The organism is Sphingomonas endophytica, assembly GCF_014199415.1.
Lineage (GTDB): Bacteria > Pseudomonadota > Alphaproteobacteria > Sphingomonadales > Sphingomonadaceae > Sphingomonas > Sphingomonas endophytica.
The window spans coordinates 55976-71367 of sequence record NZ_JACIJN010000010.1 but is presented as its reverse complement, the minus strand read 5'-3'; the positions used below and the strand labels follow the sequence as shown (position 1 = coordinate 71367).

The 15392-nt window shown below is 70.8% G+C and carries 11 protein-coding genes; 7 read left to right on the top strand and 4 right to left on the bottom strand.

Features of this window, described 5'->3' with window-relative positions; translation table 11 throughout:
* Positions 1-7 precede the first annotated feature (7 nt).
* Genes FHS97_RS14400 through gyrB form a run of 3 tightly spaced genes read left to right on the top strand, consistent with a single transcriptional unit; the run spans position 8 to position 5053 of the window.
* A complete protein-coding gene (locus FHS97_RS14400; protein WP_184039365.1) occupies positions 8-1285 on the top strand; it encodes an MFS transporter in 1278 nt (425 codons plus the stop codon).
* Positions 1286-1294: 9 nt separating this feature from the next.
* The gene (locus FHS97_RS14395; protein ID WP_184039362.1) at positions 1295-2518 is read left to right on the top strand and encodes an MFS transporter; all 1224 of its coding nucleotides are present in this window, start codon (positions 1295-1297) and stop codon (positions 2516-2518) included.
* A gap of 42 nt (positions 2519-2560) precedes the next feature.
* Entirely contained in the window at positions 2561-5053 is a 2493-nt protein-coding gene (gene gyrB, locus FHS97_RS14390) for a DNA topoisomerase (ATP-hydrolyzing) subunit B (protein WP_184039360.1), read from the top strand.
* Between the two features lie 312 nt (positions 5054-5365).
* On the opposite strand, the gene nudC is transcribed toward gyrB, so the two are convergent.
* The 3 genes from nudC to mutY are packed head-to-tail and all read right to left on the bottom strand — an operon-like array spanning position 5366 to position 8621.
* Positions 5366-6238, bottom strand: a complete 873-nt coding sequence (gene nudC, locus FHS97_RS14385; protein ID WP_184039357.1) for an NAD(+) diphosphatase — start codon at positions 6236-6238, stop codon at positions 5366-5368.
* Positions 6232-7584: a serine hydrolase domain-containing protein gene (locus FHS97_RS14380; protein WP_246346692.1), complete on the bottom strand. Its 1353-nt coding sequence runs from the start codon at positions 7582-7584 to the stop codon at positions 6232-6234. Before FHS97_RS14380 ends, nudC begins: the two co-directional genes overlap by 7 nt.
* Positions 7581-8621 carry an A/G-specific adenine glycosylase gene (mutY, locus tag FHS97_RS14375; protein WP_184039355.1) on the bottom strand — a complete coding sequence of 347 codons (1041 nt, stop codon included), beginning with the start codon at positions 8619-8621 and terminating at the stop codon, positions 7581-7583. Before mutY ends, FHS97_RS14380 begins: the two co-directional genes overlap by 4 nt.
* A gap of 26 nt (positions 8622-8647) precedes the next feature.
* Here mutY and FHS97_RS14370 point away from each other — a divergent pair, with 26 nt between their 5' ends.
* The 4 genes from FHS97_RS14370 (at position 8648) to FHS97_RS14355 (ending at position 14198) form a co-directional block, all read left to right on the top strand.
* Entirely contained in the window at positions 8648-9163 is a 516-nt protein-coding gene (locus FHS97_RS14370) for a DUF721 domain-containing protein (protein ID WP_246346691.1), read from the top strand.
* Positions 9160-9822, top strand: a complete 663-nt coding sequence (locus FHS97_RS14365) for a thioredoxin domain-containing protein (protein ID WP_184039349.1) — start codon at positions 9160-9162, stop codon at positions 9820-9822. The genes FHS97_RS14370 and FHS97_RS14365 overlap by 4 nt, the downstream gene beginning before the upstream one ends.
* Before the next feature lie 16 nt (positions 9823-9838).
* Positions 9839-10594: a thioredoxin domain-containing protein gene (locus FHS97_RS14360; protein WP_184039346.1), complete on the top strand. Its 756-nt coding sequence runs from the start codon at positions 9839-9841 to the stop codon at positions 10592-10594.
* A 211-nt stretch (positions 10595-10805) separates the two neighbouring features.
* A complete protein-coding gene (locus FHS97_RS14355; protein WP_184039343.1) occupies positions 10806-14198 on the top strand; it encodes a chromosome segregation SMC family protein in 3393 nt (1130 codons plus the stop codon).
* Here FHS97_RS14355 and FHS97_RS14350 read toward each other — a convergent pair.
* Positions 14143-15387, bottom strand: coding sequence for a hypothetical protein (locus tag FHS97_RS14350; protein WP_343053463.1), 1245 nt, complete (start codon positions 15385-15387; stop codon positions 14143-14145). The genes FHS97_RS14355 and FHS97_RS14350 overlap by 56 nt on opposite strands.
* Positions 15388-15392: the final 5 nt, after the last annotated feature.

The window sequence follows — 15392 nt, the reverse complement described above, 5'->3', positions numbered from 1 at the left end:
TTCTCCGTTGGGGTACACTCCGCTGACCGATCCTGCCGCTCCTGCCGACGCCCCGCGCACGCTGACCGAATGGCGGCACGGCTGGCCGGTGGTGCTCGCGGCGATGCTGGGGTCGGGGTTCGGCCCGGGGCTGTACCAGAATCTTTCCAGCCTGTTCACGCCGGGGCTGGAGGCGACCTTCGGCTGGTCGCGCGGCGACATCGCCACCGCCGCCGGGCTCGCGCTGGGCAGTGCGGTCGCCGCACCGCTGATCGGCCGCGCCGCCGATCGGTTCGGCGTGCGCCCGGTGATCGTCGCGTCGATGCTGCTGCTGGGGGTAGCCTATCTCTGGCTCGCGGCGATGGGGATGAACGGCGGCCGGGCGATCTGGCGCTACCAGCTGGGCGTCGTGCTGCTGGTGCTGGCGCTGCCGGGGACGAGCAGCCTTGCCTATGGCAAGCCGATCGCGGCGCGCTTCGTGCGCGGGCGCGGGATGGCGCTGGCGCTCGGCACCTCGGGGCTGGCGTTGGCGACGATCGTCGCCGCGCCGCTGCTCGGTGCCACGATCGCGCGGTTCGGCTGGCAAGCGGGGTTCGCCGCGCTGGCCGGCGGCTCGGCGATCCTTGCGCTGCCGCTCATCATGCTCAGCCTGCGCGCGGTGACGTTCCCGACGAAGGCCGACAGGGCCCACGCCACCTTGCCCGGGACCAGCGCAGCGGCCGCGCGGCGCGACCGCCGCTTTTGGATCATGGTCGCCTCGGCGTGGCTGATCAACGCCGCCACCACCGGCTTCGTCACCCAGCTGGTCCCGATCGGCATCGAGCTCGGCCTGCGCCCGCCGCAAGCGGCGCTGCTACTCACCAGCTTCGCCTCCAGCGCGATCGCCGGACGGCTGCTGGTCGGCTGGCTCGTCGACCGCCTGCGCCCGCAGCCGGTCGCGGCGGCGTTCGCGATCCTGTCCGCCGCGGCGTTCGTCGCCCTGGCCTTCGCGCCCGCGGGGCTGGCGCTGCTGCTGGTGCTCGTCTTCCTCGCCGGGCTGATGAACGGTGCCGAGAACGACCTGCTGCCGTTCTTCGCGGCGCGGCTGTTCGGGCTGCGCGCCTATGCCGAGATCTATGGCACCGCGATGCCGATCGCGCTGTCTGGCACCGCGGTCGGCATCATCGGCTTCGGGCGGCTCCACGATTTTACCGGCAGCTATACCGCGGCGTTGACGCTGGGTTGTGGCGTGCTGCTGCTCGCCGCCTTGTGCTTCCTGGTCCTCCCCGACCAGACCGGGGATGACGGGGCGCGCGTCGCCCGCTAGCGCCCGCCGATGCCCGCGCCCCCGCCCGTCCCGAATCGCAGCGAATGGCGCACCGGCTGGCCGCTGGTGGCCGGCGCGCTGGTCGGCAGCGGTGCGAGCCCGGCGCTGTTCCAGAATCTGTCGAGCATGTTCGTGCCGGGCATGACCGGCGAGTTCGGCTGGAGCCGCGGTGCGACCGCCGCCGCCAGCGGGCTGGGCTTCGCCGGCAGCCTCGTCGTGCCGCTGCTGGGGCGCGCGGTCGACCGGGTCGGCGTGCGGCCGATGATCGTCGGCTGCATGGTCGCGCTCGCCGCCGCCTATCTCGGCATGGCGGCGATGACCGGACGATTATGGCATTATCACCTCCTGGTGCTCGCGCTGGCAATGACGGTGCCGGGCACCAGCGCGCTCGTGTACGGCAAGCTGATCGCGGCGCGCTTCGTCGCGCATCGCGGGATGGCGCTGGGGATCGCGACCTCCGGGCTGCCGCTGACGACATTGCTGCTGCCGATCGTGCTGGCCGAGGTGATCGAGGATTTCGGCTGGCGTGGCGGGTTCGTGGCGCTGGCGGTCTATTCGGCGCTGATCGCGCTGCCGATCGCGCTGTTCGCGATCCGCGGCGCCGGCCCCGTCAACCGTGCCACCGCCATCGGCCCGGCGCAGGTGTCCGGCGTCACCGCTCCATGCGCGCGGCGCGATCCGCGTTTCTGGCGGCTCGGGCTGACCGGCCTCTTCGTCAATCTGGGTACGATCGGGTTCGTGACGCAATTGGTGCCGTTCGGGATCGCCCGCGGGCTGCCCGCCACGCAGGCGGCGCTGCTGCTCACCGCGTTCGGCGCATCGCAGGTCGCGGCGCGCGTCACGTTCGGCGCGCTGATCGACCGCTTCCCGCCGCAGCGGATCGCCGCCGCCGTGGCCTTCGTTTCCGCGCTCGGCTTCGCGGTGCTGCAATGGCGCGAACTGACCTTGCCTGCGCTGGCGCTCGGCGTCTTCTGCGCGGGGCTGATGAACGGCGCCGAGAACGACCTCTTTCCGTTCTTCGCCGCGCGGTTGTTCGGCCTGCGCGCCTATGGCGAGATCTACGGCACACTGATCGTCGTCGCGCTGGTCGGCAGCGGCGCGGGGATCATCGGCTTCGGCATGCTCCACGACGCGACCGGCGGCGACGCGGTCGGGCTGGCGGTGGCGAGCGCCGCGCTGGCGATCGCCGGGCTGCTGTTCGCCGGGCTGCGCGACCGCCCCGCGCAGGGCTAGGTTTCGCTTTCGCTAGACCGTCCGGCTGCCTATATGATCGCCATGGCAGAACCTCAGAATACCAGCGAATACGGCGCCTCCTCGATCAAGGTGCTGAAGGGCCTCGACGCCGTCCGCAAGCGTCCCGGCATGTACATCGGCGACACCGACGACGGCTCGGGCCTTCACCATATGGTGTTCGAGGTGAGCGACAATGCGATTGACGAGGCGCTGGCCGGGCATTGCGACCGGATCGACATCACGCTGAACGCCGACGGGTCGGTGTCGGTGACCGACAACGGCCGCGGCATCCCGACCGGCATCCACCCCGAAGAGGGCGTCTCGGCGGCCGAGGTCATCATGACCCAGCTCCACGCCGGCGGCAAGTTCGAGAACACCAGCGACGACAATGCCTATAAGGTGTCGGGCGGACTGCACGGCGTCGGCGTCTCGGTGGTCAACGCACTGTCCGAATATCTCGACCTGACGATCTGGCGCGACGGCGAGGAGCATTACATGCGCTTCGCGCACGGCGATGCGGTCGCCCCGCTCAAGGTCGTCGGCCCCGCCGAGGGCAAGAAGGGCACGCGCGTCACCTTCCTGCCCTCGCCCGAGACGTTCAAGATCACCGAATTCGACTTCGAGAAGCTCGAGCATCGCTATCGTGAGCTGGCGTTCCTCAACTCCGGCGTCCGCCTGTTCCTCAACGACGCGCGCCACGAAGAGCCGAAGTCGATCGAGCTGTTCTACGAAGGCGGGATCGCCGCGTTCGTGAAGTGGCTGGACCGCAACAAGCAGCCGTTGTTCCCCGATCCGATCTCGGTCGCGGGCACCCGCGATCACGTCACGATCGAGGTCGCGCTGGAGTGGAACGACAGCTATTACGAGAACGTCCTCGCGTTCACGAACAACATCCCGCAGCGCGACGGCGGCACGCACATTGCCGCGTTCCGCGCCGCGCTGACCCGCACGCTCAACAATTATGCCGAAAAGTCGGGGCTCCTGAAGAAGGAGAAGGTCTCGCTCACCGGCGACGACATGCGTGAGGGGCTGACCGCGATTGTCTCGGTCAAGCTGCCCGACCCGAAGTTCAGCTCGCAGACCAAGGACAAGCTCGTCTCGTCGGAGGTCCGCCAGCCGCTCGAAAGCCTGATGGCCGACAAGATGGCGGAATGGTTGGAGGAAAATCCGCAGCACGCGCGGTCGATCGTCGGCAAGATCATCGACGCCGCCGCCGCGCGCGAAGCGGCGAAGCGCGCGCGCGAACTGACGCGGCGCAAGGGCGTCATGGACATCGCCAGCCTGCCCGGCAAGCTCGCCGACTGTCAGGAGCGCGATCCCGCCAAGTCCGAGCTGTTCCTCGTCGAGGGCGACTCGGCCGGTGGCTCGGCCAAACAGGGCCGCGACCGCCACTTCCAGGCGATCCTGCCGTTGCGCGGCAAGATCCTCAACGTCGAGCGCGCGCGCTTCGACCGGATGCTAGGCTCGAAGGAGATCGGCACGCTCATCCAGGCGATGGGCACCGGCATCGGCCGCGACGACTTCAAGCTCGACAAGTTGCGCTACCACAAGATCGTCATCATGACAGACGCCGATGTCGACGGCGCGCATATCCGCACCTTGCTGCTGACGTTCTTCTATCGCCAGATGCCCGAGATCATCGAGGCCGGGCACCTCTATATCGCGCAGCCGCCGCTCTATAAGGCGACCAAGGGCCGGTCGGAGGTCTACCTCAAGGACGATCACGCGCTCGACAATTACCTCGTCGATGCCGGGCTCGGCGCGATGGCGCTGGAGCGTGGCGACGAGAAGCTGACCGGCGCGCATTTGCGCCCGCTGGTCGAGCATGCGCGGCGGATGCGCACGCTGATGCGCTACGTGCCGCGCCGCTACGATCCGGTCATCATCGAGGGGCTGGCGCTGGGCGGCGCGCTCGATCCCGAAGCGACGCGCGAAAGCCGCGCTGCGGCGGTGATGGAGGTCGTCCGCCGGCTCGATCAGGGCGACAGCGAGGCGACGTGGAGCGCGCGCGTCACCGAGGACGGCGGCATCCACTTCGAGCGGCTGTGGCGCGGCGTGACCGACCATCATATCGTCGAGGCGGCATTCCTCGGCTCGGCGGAGGCGCGCAAGCTCCACACGCTCGCCGCCGAACAGGCCGAGACCTTCGCGCACGCCGCCAAGCTGGTGCCGGTCAAGACCGCCGCGGTCGAGACGCCGGTCGACGCGGTCGCCACCGACGAGGAGGGCGAGGACACCGTCTCGGTCGGTCGTGGCGAGTCGCTGGTGGCGCGCCCGTCGCAATTGCTCGAGGCGATCCTCGCCTCGGGGCGCAAGGGGCTGGCGATCCAGCGCTACAAGGGCTTGGGCGAGATGAACGCGGAACAGCTGTGGGAAACCACGCTCGACCCGTCGAACCGCACGATGCTCAAGGTCGCGATCGAGCAGGCCGATGTCGCGGACGAGATCTTCACCCGGCTGATGGGCGACGTCGTCGAACCGCGCCGCGAGTTCATCCAGGAGAATGCGCTGAGCGTCGCGAACCTCGACGTATAGGGCGGTCGCCCCGGACTCGATCCGGGGCCCCACTTCTTACCGACACGGCGAAGAAGAAGCGTCGTCCCGGGTCGAGCCCGGGACGACGCAAGTGGATGACGGCTCACCCCCACCCGTCATCCCCGCGCAGGCGGGGATCCAGACGCGCAGGTTCTCGTAAAGGCCACAAGCGTCAGAGGTTCTGGATTCCCGCCTTCGGGAATGACGGAAGCTTGCAGCCAGATCGCCCGTCATTGCGAGCGCAGCGAAGCAATCCAGCGCCGGATCAGAACGCCCGTCATCGCTTCGCTATGCTCGCAATAACAGCCAGCCCTACCCCTCTACCCACGCCCGCAACAACGAATGCGCGATTGCATAGGGCGGCGGCGCACCGAACGCCCCTGCCTCGCCCGCCAGCGCAGCGCGTACCTCATCACGCGTCACCCAGCGCGCATCCTCCAACTCGTTGGTGTCGAGCGTGATCGCATCGTCCTCCGCCTCGGCGATGCACGCGATCATCAGCTGCGACGGGAACGGCCACGGCTGGCTCGCGACATAGCGCACCGCGCCGACCCGCACCCCCGCCTCCTCGGCGATTTCGCGCGCCACCGCTTCCTCGATCGACTCGCCCGGCTCCAGAAACCCGGCCAGCGCCGAATAGCGGCCGGCCGGCCACGCCGCCTGCCGCCCGATCAACGCGCGCCCGTCATGCTCGGCGATCATGATGACCACCGGATCGACGCGCGGAAAATGCTCGGCCTTGCAGTTCGGGCAGTTGCGCCCCCAGCCGGCACGGAACGGCACCGTCGCATGGCCGCAGCGCGCGCAGAACGGATGCCGCGCATGCCAGTCGATCAGCGCACGCGCCCCCGCGAAGGTCGCCGCCTCGCCGCCGCGCAGCCGGTCGAGCAACGCGAACAGCGTCGGGGAGCGATAGGGCGGCGGCGGCGCTGCGCCCGGGATCACCGCCGCGAAATGCGCGCGCCCTTCGGCCAGCCCGAGCAACACGAACTCGGCGCCGTCCGGGGCGTCCGCGATCGTGCCCCACGACAGCGCACCGTCATCCGCCACCACCGGCTCGAACGCATCGAGCCGCAACAGCCGTGACGCCGGATCGGCGAGCAACGCCGCCACCGCCGGCGGATCGTGCCGCAACGCGTCCGCGCGATCCAGCGTACCGCCGGTAAACCCGGTTTCGATCACCATTGCCCTCCATGCAGCCGCGCGGCGTCGCGCCGGATCGCGGCATAGGTTTCCTTGCCCAGCGGCCATTTCTCGGCCGGAAAATAATTGACCATGATCGTGCTGCGGAAGCGCTTGGCGGGATCGACCAGCGCCAGCGTCCCCGCCGCGCCCGCCCAGCCATAGCTGCCCTTCGACGCGCCGTTCGGATCGTCGTTCAGATACACCACGCCGCCCGCGCCGAAGCCGCGCTGCTGCCCGTCATTGTCAAAGAACACGCCCGCCGGCATCAGGTTCGACATCGCCAGCCGCGCGGTCTGCTCCTTCATCACGCGCGTGCCCTGCAGCGTCCCGTAATTCTGGAGCATGTGGAGGAAGCGGTCGTAATCGCGCGCGCTGCTCACCAGCCCGGCGCCGCCATAAGGGAAACTCGGCGGCTGCAGCCACGGCGAGCGCGCCGCCGGGTCGAGCGGGGTGAGATTGTCGCCGACGAACGCGTAATTGGTCGCGAACCGCGCCACGTCGCGCTGCGGCACCTGCCAGAAGGTCGAGTTCATTCCAAGCGGGCCCAGCAACCGCGTCTGGACGAAGCGCTCGAACGACATGCCGCTCGCCTTTTCGACCACCGCCGCGAGCACGTCGAGTCCCATGGAGTAATGCCATTTCGTTCCCGGTTCGGCGACCAGCGGCGCCTGCGCGACGCGCTCGGCGAACGCCGCCAGCGACGCCGGACGCGTGCGGCGCGCCTGCGCCTCGATCTGCGCGTTGACGGTCGCGGGCACCAGCCCCAGCCGCTCATATTCCTTGAGCAGCGGCCCCTTGGCGTTGATCTGATAGCCGATCCCGGACGTATGCGTCATCAGCTCGCGGATCGTGATCGGCTTGGTCGCGGCGCGCGTTTCCAGCGAGGTGTCGGGGCTGGTCAGCACGCGCATCGTCGCGAACGCCGGAAAGTATTTCGATAGCGGATCGTCGAGCGACAGTTTGCCGTCCTCGACCAGCAGCATCGCCGCCATGCCCGTGATCGGTTTGGTCATCGAGTAGACGCGCCACAGCGAATCGGGGCCGGCGGCGGGGGCGCCGGGATCGAGCGCGATCCGGCCCGCGCTGACGAACACCGTCGGCAACTCGCCCAGCCCGAATGCGCCGACGATCCCCGGCATCTTTCCCGCGGCGACATAGCCGTCGTACAGCGCCTTGGTCGCGGGCAGCAACGTCGTCGCCGCGGCGGCTTCCGGCGCGCGCGGCGCCGGTGCGGGCGTGCGCATCTGCGATTGCGGCTGCTGCGCCGAGGCCGCGACCGTTGCCAGCAGCGCGGCGCCCAGCCCGGCCGCCCTGACCGGCTTCATCGTCCAGCGCGTCATCGTCATGCCCGTCTCCTCACCACATCCGCCGCTTTCGCGAACACCGTCGGCAAGCCCGCCTCGTCGAGCCGGTCGACCGGCCACCACTCACCTTTGTTGCTCGCGGCCCCGGTGTGCGCCACCGCGACCGCGAGGTCGATCGTGAAATGCGTGAAGCCGTGGGTCACCGGCTCGTCGAGAATGCGCCAGTCGGCGTCCGCCGGCGCATCGGCCAGCAAGGGCGGCCTTTCGCTCCATGGTCCGGTCGGCAGGGCGCGCATCCCGCCGAGCAATCCCTTGTCCGGCCGCCGTTCCAGCAACACCGAGTCGCCGCGCTGCAACCAGAACAACGTGCCATGCCGGTGCGGCCGTGCCGCCTTGGGCTTCCTGACCGGATAGGCCTCGGGCGTCCCGGCCGCCTGCGCGGCGCACGCATGGTTCAGCGGGCACAACAGGCAGCGCGGCCGCTTCGGCGTGCAGATCGCCGCGCCGAGATCCATCATCGCCTGCGCGAAATCGCCCGCGCGCACCGCAGGGGTGATCGTGTCCGCCGCCGCGCGGATCGGCTTGCGGGCGGCGGGCAGCGGCACGTCGATCGCGAACAGCCGTGCGACGACGCGCTCGACATTGGCGTCGACCACCACCGCGCGCCGCCCGAACGCGATCGCCGCCACCGCCGCGGCGGTATAGTCGCCGAACCCCGGCAGCGCGCGCAAGGCCGGCTCGGTGTCGGGCAATCGGCCGCCATGCTCCGCCGCGATCATCCGCGCCGCCGCGAGCAGATTGCGCGCACGGGCGTAATAGCCGAGCCCCGCCCATGCCGCCATCACCTCGCCCTCCCCGGCGGCGGCGAGGTCGGCGAAGGTCGGCCAGCGCCGCGTCCAGTCGGTGAAGCGCGGACGTACCGTCGCCACCGTCGTCTGCTGGAGCATCACCTCGCTCAGCCACACGCGATAGGGATCGACGGTCTCGCCGGGCTTCGCCCGCCACGGCAAATCGCGGCGATGGCGATCGTACCAGTCGAGCAACGGAGTCGCGATATCGATCCGGTGCTTGGCGTCCATGCCCCGGCTATGGCATGGGCTGCGGAATGAGCAAGCGCGCCGGCGATCCCTTATCCGAAACCCCGCGCCACAATCGCTCGCGGCAAGTCGCCGAGCTGCTGCCCGCAGTCGGCGGCGCGGCGTTCCGCCGCTTCGGCTTCGTGCAATCGGCGATCGTCACGCGGTGGCCGGAGATCGTCGGCGAGCGACTCGCCGCCGCCAGCACGCCGGAATCAATCCGTTTTCCCGCGGGAAAGAAGCAGGACGGCGTGTTGACGCTGACCGTCCGCGGCGCTCATGCTGCGATGATGAGCCATCTGACGGCCGAGATCATCGAGCGCGTGAACCGCTTCTTCGGCTATGCTGCGGTGGTGCGCGTCGCGATCCGCCACGGCGAGGTCACGCGCCGCGCGGAACGCCGCGCCCCGCCGTCCCTCGTGCCCGCGCCGCCCGAAATGGGGCAGAGCCTGCGCACGATCGCCGATCCCGAGCTGAAGGCGGTGCTGGAGGCGCTCGCCTCCGGTGTCGCCGCCCCCCGTCCTGTGCTGCCGAAGGTCCGATGACGCGCTTTCTTCTCCCCCTGCTCGCCGCCCTCGCGCTCACCGCCGCCACCGCGCCGCGTCCGTGGACCGCGGTCGCCACCCCGGTGGCGAGCGGCAGCTACCTGATCGGCAACCCCAAGGCGCGCGTGAAGCTGGTCGAATATGTCAGCTACACCTGCCCGCATTGCGCGCACTTCACGCAGGAATCCGACGCCACGCTCGGCGCGATGGTCCGCTCGGGGTCGACCAGCGTCGAGCTGCGCAATCAAGTCCACGACGGGATCGACCTTGCCGCCGCGACGCTGGCGCGCTGTTCGGGGGCGGCGGCCTTCCCGCGCGTCCATGCCGCCTTCTTCCAGAAGCAGGAGCAATGGCTCGATCGCGCCGCCGACTGGGCAGAGGCCAATCGCGACCGGATCGCGAGCTGGCCGCAACTCGCGCAACTGTCGGCGATCGCCGACGCCGCCGGCCTCACCGCGATCGCGCGCGAGGCGGGCGCGCCCCCGGCCGCGATCAGCGCCTGCTTCGCCAATGATAGCGCGGTGAAGAAGACGATCGCGGTGTCGGAAGGCACGTCGAAGGTCCAGGGCACGCCCGCCTTCGAGATCAACGGGCGGCTGATCCAGAATGTCGGCTGGGCGCAGTTGCAGCCGCAATTGCGCACGGCGGGTGCGAAATGAGCGACGGAGTGACACGATGAAGCGTAGCGGAATCCCCTTGCTGGCGGCGGTGTCGCTGCTTGCCGGCTGCGGCAGCGGCGCGGGCGGCGGCAACAGCAGCACGCCGACCGCCCCCGCCGGATCGGTAAAGGCGGTCGCCGCGCCGGCCGGGCAGGACTGGACGCAGGTCGTCGCGGCGACGCCGGCGGGCGGCTATGTCGTCGGCAACCCCGATGCCAAGCTGAAGCTGGTCGAATATGGCTCGCGCACCTGCCCGACGTGTGGCGCGTTCGGCCAGACCGGAATGCGCCCGCTCGAGGACAATTACGTCAAGAGCGGCAAGGTCTCATATGAATTCCGCGACTTCCTCGTTCACGGCCCGCCCGATCTCGCCGCGGCGCTGCTCGGGCGGTGCGCCGGGCCGCAGCCGTTCTTCCCGATCCTCGAGCAGATGTATATCGATCAGCCCAAGTTCCTCGATACGCAGATGAAGATCGCGCAGGATCAGGCATTCCTGCAACAGACGCAGAACGCCGCCCCCGCGCAGGTCGCCACCGCCTGGGCCGAGAAGATGGGCTATCTGGAGTTCATCAAGCAGCGCGGCGTCCCCGAGGCGCAGGCGCGCGCCTGCCTGACCGACGCCAAGGCGATCGACCAGCTCACCAAGATGATGCAGGACGGCACCGACAAGAACGGCGTCACCGGCACCCCGACCTTCATTCTCAACGGCGCGAAGGTCGACGGCGTCACCTGGGCACAGGTCGAGACGGCGCTGAAGAACGCGGGCGCCTGATGCCGGCGGGCGTCCGTCGCTACGGACGCCCGGCGCAGGGGGGTGCTGAACGCGCCCGCCCTGCGCCAGCCTCGCCGCCCCGCCGCCCCCAATCGTCATTCCCGCGAAGGCGGGAATCCAGACGCGCGGACATCACGCTTCTTTCGGAGAGGTCGGAGGTTCTGGAGTCCCGCCCTCGCGGGGATGACGGTCGTCACGATCGCCTGAAGCGATGCGGATAAAGCGCCTCCGGCTCACCGGCTTCAAGAGCTTCGTTGACCCGGCCGACCTGCGCATCGAGCCGGGGCTGACCGGCGTCGTAGGGCCGAACGGCTGCGGCAAGTCGAACCTGCTCGAAGCGCTGCGCTGGACGATGGGCGAGAACAGCGCGCGGTCGATGCGCGGCGCGGGCATGGAGGACGTGATCTTCGCGGGCACCGCGTCGCGCCCGCCGCGCGACTTCGCCGAGGTCGCGCTGCTCGCCGAGCGCGACGGACCCGACGGCCCCGAGGAAAGCGAGATCGTTCGCCGCATCGAGCGCGGTGCCGGTTCCGCCTATCGCATCGACGGGCGCGACGTCCGCGCGCGCGACGTGCAATTGCTGTTCGCCGATGCCGCGACCGGCGCGCACTCCCCCGCGCTGGTCAGCCAGAACCGCATCGGCGCGGTGATCGCCGCCCGCCCGGTAGAGCGGCGCGCGATGCTGGAGGAGGCCGCCGGCATCGCCGGCCTCCACGTCCGCCGCAAGGACGCCGAGACGCGGCTGCGCGCCACCGAGGCCAATCTCGCGCGGCTCGACGAATTGCTCGCCGACCAGACGACGCGGATCACCGCGCTGCGGCGACAGGCGCGCGCCGCCGAACGCTACCGCCTGCTGTCCGAGCAGATCCGGCTCGCCGAGGCGCGGATGATCTTCGCCCGCTGGCGCGACGCGGCCGCGGCCGCTGCCGAGGCGAAGGCCGAGTCCGATGCTGCCGAACAGGCGCTGGCCGCCGCCACCGCCGACAGCAGCGCCGCGCAGGCCGAGCAACAGGCCGCCGCCGAGCGCCATGTCGCCGCGCGCGATGCCGCACTCGCCGCGCGCGACGTGGCTGCCGACCTCGCGCACCGGCTCACCCGCCTCCAGGAGCAACGCCTCGGCCTCGAACGCCGGCTGTCCGACATGCGCGCCGCGCGCGTGCGGATCGACGAGGATCGCGCGCGCGAGGATGCGCTGGCGCATGACGCCGCGGCGGCGCTCGCGCGGCTCGCCGACGAGCGCGAGTCGCTCAAGCAGCGGATCGCGCACACCGCCGCCGCGCTCCCCGCGCTCGATGCCGCGCTCGCCGACGCCGAGCGGCGCGCGCGCGATGCGGAGGTCGCGCTGGCGCAGGCGATGTCCGCCGAGGCCGCCGAAGCCGCCGAGCGCCGCGTCGCGCTTGCCGCGCAGGCGGCGGCGGCGGCACGCTACGACCGCGCCCGCCGCGAGGCGGTGCAGCTCGCCGCGGCGATCGAGGCGCTCGACAGCCCCGCCGTGCTGGAAGAACAGCGCAGCGCGGCGCAGGTCACGCTCGCCGCCGCCCGCGCGCAGGCCGACAAGGCCGCCGCTGCACTGGCGTGGGCCGAGGCGAGCGAGACCGAGGCGCGCGAGGAACGCGACCCCGCGGAGGCGAACCGCGCTGCGGCGATCGCGGCACTGGCCGCGCTCGACGGTGAGTTGGCCGCGCTGCGCCAGTCGACCGCCCGCGACGGTGACCGGCTGATCGACGCGGTCCGCGCCGAGCCGGGGTTCGAGCGCGCGCTCGCCGCGGTGCTCGGCGACGAGCTGGAAACCGCGCTTGCTGACTGGACCGGCGCCGCGCCGAACCCGACCGACCCGCCCGCCCCGGTTGGCACGCTGCCGCTCGCCGCGCGCGTCACCGCGCCGCCTGCGCTCGATCGCCGGCTCTCGCAGGTGTTTCTGGTCGAGGGTGATTCGGGGCAGGTTCTCCAGGTCGGCCAGCGGCTCGTGACCCGTACCGGGCACGTCCGCCGCTGGGACGGTTATGTCAGCGAGATCGGGGGCGTCGCGGCGGCGGAGCGGTTGCAGCGGCTCAACCGGATCGGCGCGCTGGAGGCGGCGCGCCCGGCCGCCGAACAGGCCGTCGAGACCACCACCACCCGCCGCACCAAGGTCGATGAGCGGATCGCACGCGCGCGGACGGCGGCGCACTCGTCCCGCACCTTGCTTGCCGAGGCCGAGACGGCGTTCCGCGCCGCACAGCGCGACGAGGACCGCGCCACCGCGCTGATCGAGCGACTGACGGCGCAGCAGGCTGACCTCGCTGCGCGCGCGACGCGCATCACCGCCGAGGCGGCGGAAGCCGAGGCCGAGCAGGGCGCAGCCGCGCAGGCGGTCGCCGCTTTGCCCGACGGCACCGCCGCCGCCGCGGCGACCGCCCGTTTGCGCGCCGAAGCGGAGGCGGCGCGCGCGCATGTCGCGCTCGCCCGCGCCGATCGCAGCACGCAGGACCGGATGCTCGACGAGGCGCGCGCCCGAGCGGCCGGGGCAAGCGACGAGGCGCTCGGCTGGCGGGCGCGCGCGGGCGAGGCGGCGCGGCGGATCGACGACATGACCGCGCGCGCCGCCACGCTCGACACCGAGCTGTCGGACCTGTCGGAACGCCCCGCGGCCTTGGCCGCGGAGATCGCCTCGCTCGAAACCGGTCATGCCGCCGCGCGCGCCGATGCCGACGCGACGCACGACGCCGAGCGCGAGTCCGACGTCGCGCTGCGCGTCGCCGAGGCCGCGCTGACCCGCGCCGCCGAGACGCTGGCGCAGGCGCGCGAGCGGCGCGCCGGTTCGATCGCGCGGCGCGAAGGCCATGAATTGCGCCGCGTCGAAATGGGTCGCGTCTCGGGCGAACGCTTCGCGTGCCCCGCCCCGACCCTGCCGTCGCAGGTCGGGTTCGAGCGCGACTCGGTCGCCAGCCCGGCCGATGAGTCCGCCGCACATGAGCGGCTGGTGATGGATCGCGAGCGGCTCGGCCCGGTCAATCTCGTCGCTGAACAGGAACTCGCCGAGCTGGAGGCCGCCGGCACTGCCACGGCCGCCGAGCGCGACGAGCTGGGCCAGGCCGTCGACCGGCTGCGCGGCTCGATCGGCACGCTCAACCGCGAGGGGCGCCAGCGGCTGCTCGCGGCGTTCGAGGCGGTCGACGGCCACTTCCGACGGCTGTTCACGACGTTGTTCGACGGCGGGCAGGCGCATCTCGCATTGGTCGACTCGGACGATCCGCTCGAGGCCGGGCTGGAGATCATGGCGCAGCCGCCCGGCAAGCGGCTGCAATCGCTGACCCTGCTGTCGGGCGGCGAGCAGGCGCTGACCGCGATCGCGCTGATCTTCGGGCTGTTCCTCACCAACCCCGCGCCGATCTGCGTGCTGGACGAGGTCGACGCCCCGCTCGACGACGCCAATATCGAGCGTTTCTGCGATCTGCTCGACCGGATGGCGCGCGAAACTGACACCCGCTACCTCATCGTCACGCACAATGCCGTGACGATGAGCCGGATGCACCGGCTGTTCGGCGTCACGATGATCGAGAAGGGCGTCAGCCGGCTGGTGTCGGTCGATCTTCAGGCCGCGGAGCTGCTGGCGGCGGAATAAGCGTCCAGGCCGGCGCATCGTCGCGCACCGCACCGTGGATCAGCCACAGCATCGCCACCCCGCGCACGATCGCGGCGGCGAGAATGTCCGACTGCGTTGCCGACGGCCACGCACCCTCCAACCCGGCGAACAACCAGAATTCTGCGAAATAGGCGAGCAGGTCGCCGAGCAGGAACAGCGCCATCGCCCGCACCCGCGTGCCGGTCAGCACGATCATCGGCCATAGCCACAAATCGAACTGCGGCGAATAGACCTTGTTGGTCAGCAGGAACCACGCCAGCACCGGCATGAACAGCAACCACGGCCGCTCGGCGTGCTTCCGCCAGCCGACCGTGACGATCGTCGCCGCGCCACCTGCGAACAGCACGAAGGACCAAAAATTGCGGGTCGGAATATCGGTGGTCCACCAGCCGAATTGCGCCATCAACTCCCAGACGCTCGCCGCCGTCCCGCTCCGCTCGCTGGAGAAAGCGTAGAACTCGCGCCAGTTCTCGAACGCCAGCGCCGCGACCGGCAGGTTGACCATGCCCCACGTCGCCACCGCGACTGCCACCAGCACTGCCGCCGCCGCCAACCGTTGTGGCCACGATCGCCCGACGCGGAACAATGCTCCCAGTCCGAACAGCGGCAGCATCAGCACCGGAAAGAGCTTCGCTGCGCCCCCCAGCGCCGCCAGCGCAGTCGCCTTGCGCTCGGCGCCGCGGCGTGCCGCCAACAGCGCGGCGACCGCGAACGTCACCGCCAGCAAATCCCAATTGTGCGCGAGGTACAGCACCAGCGGCGGCGCGAGCGCCCACGCATATTGCCGCCGCACCCCGACCCCGGCGTTCCGCATGAATTCGAGCACGACGAACGCGAGGATGGCGTTGCCGAGCGTCACCGCGTTGAGGAAATCGGCCGCATCCGCGCCGCGCCCGCCGATCACGCGCGCGACCAGCCCCTCAATCCAGATCAGCGCCCCGGTCAGCACCGGATATTCCATCCGCGCCTCGAAATACGGTATCTGACCCGCCGCGACCCCGCGTAGCCCCCAGAACGGCACCGCGTCGCTGTAGCAGCCGGTGATATATTGCTCCGACCCGCTCCACCCCGCGCCGCAATGCGCCTTGAACCCCCATCCGAACAGGCAGGTCAGCGCCAGCGCGAGATACGGGCCGTTGGGGCCGAGCCGGTCGAGGATCCTGTGCACGGGGC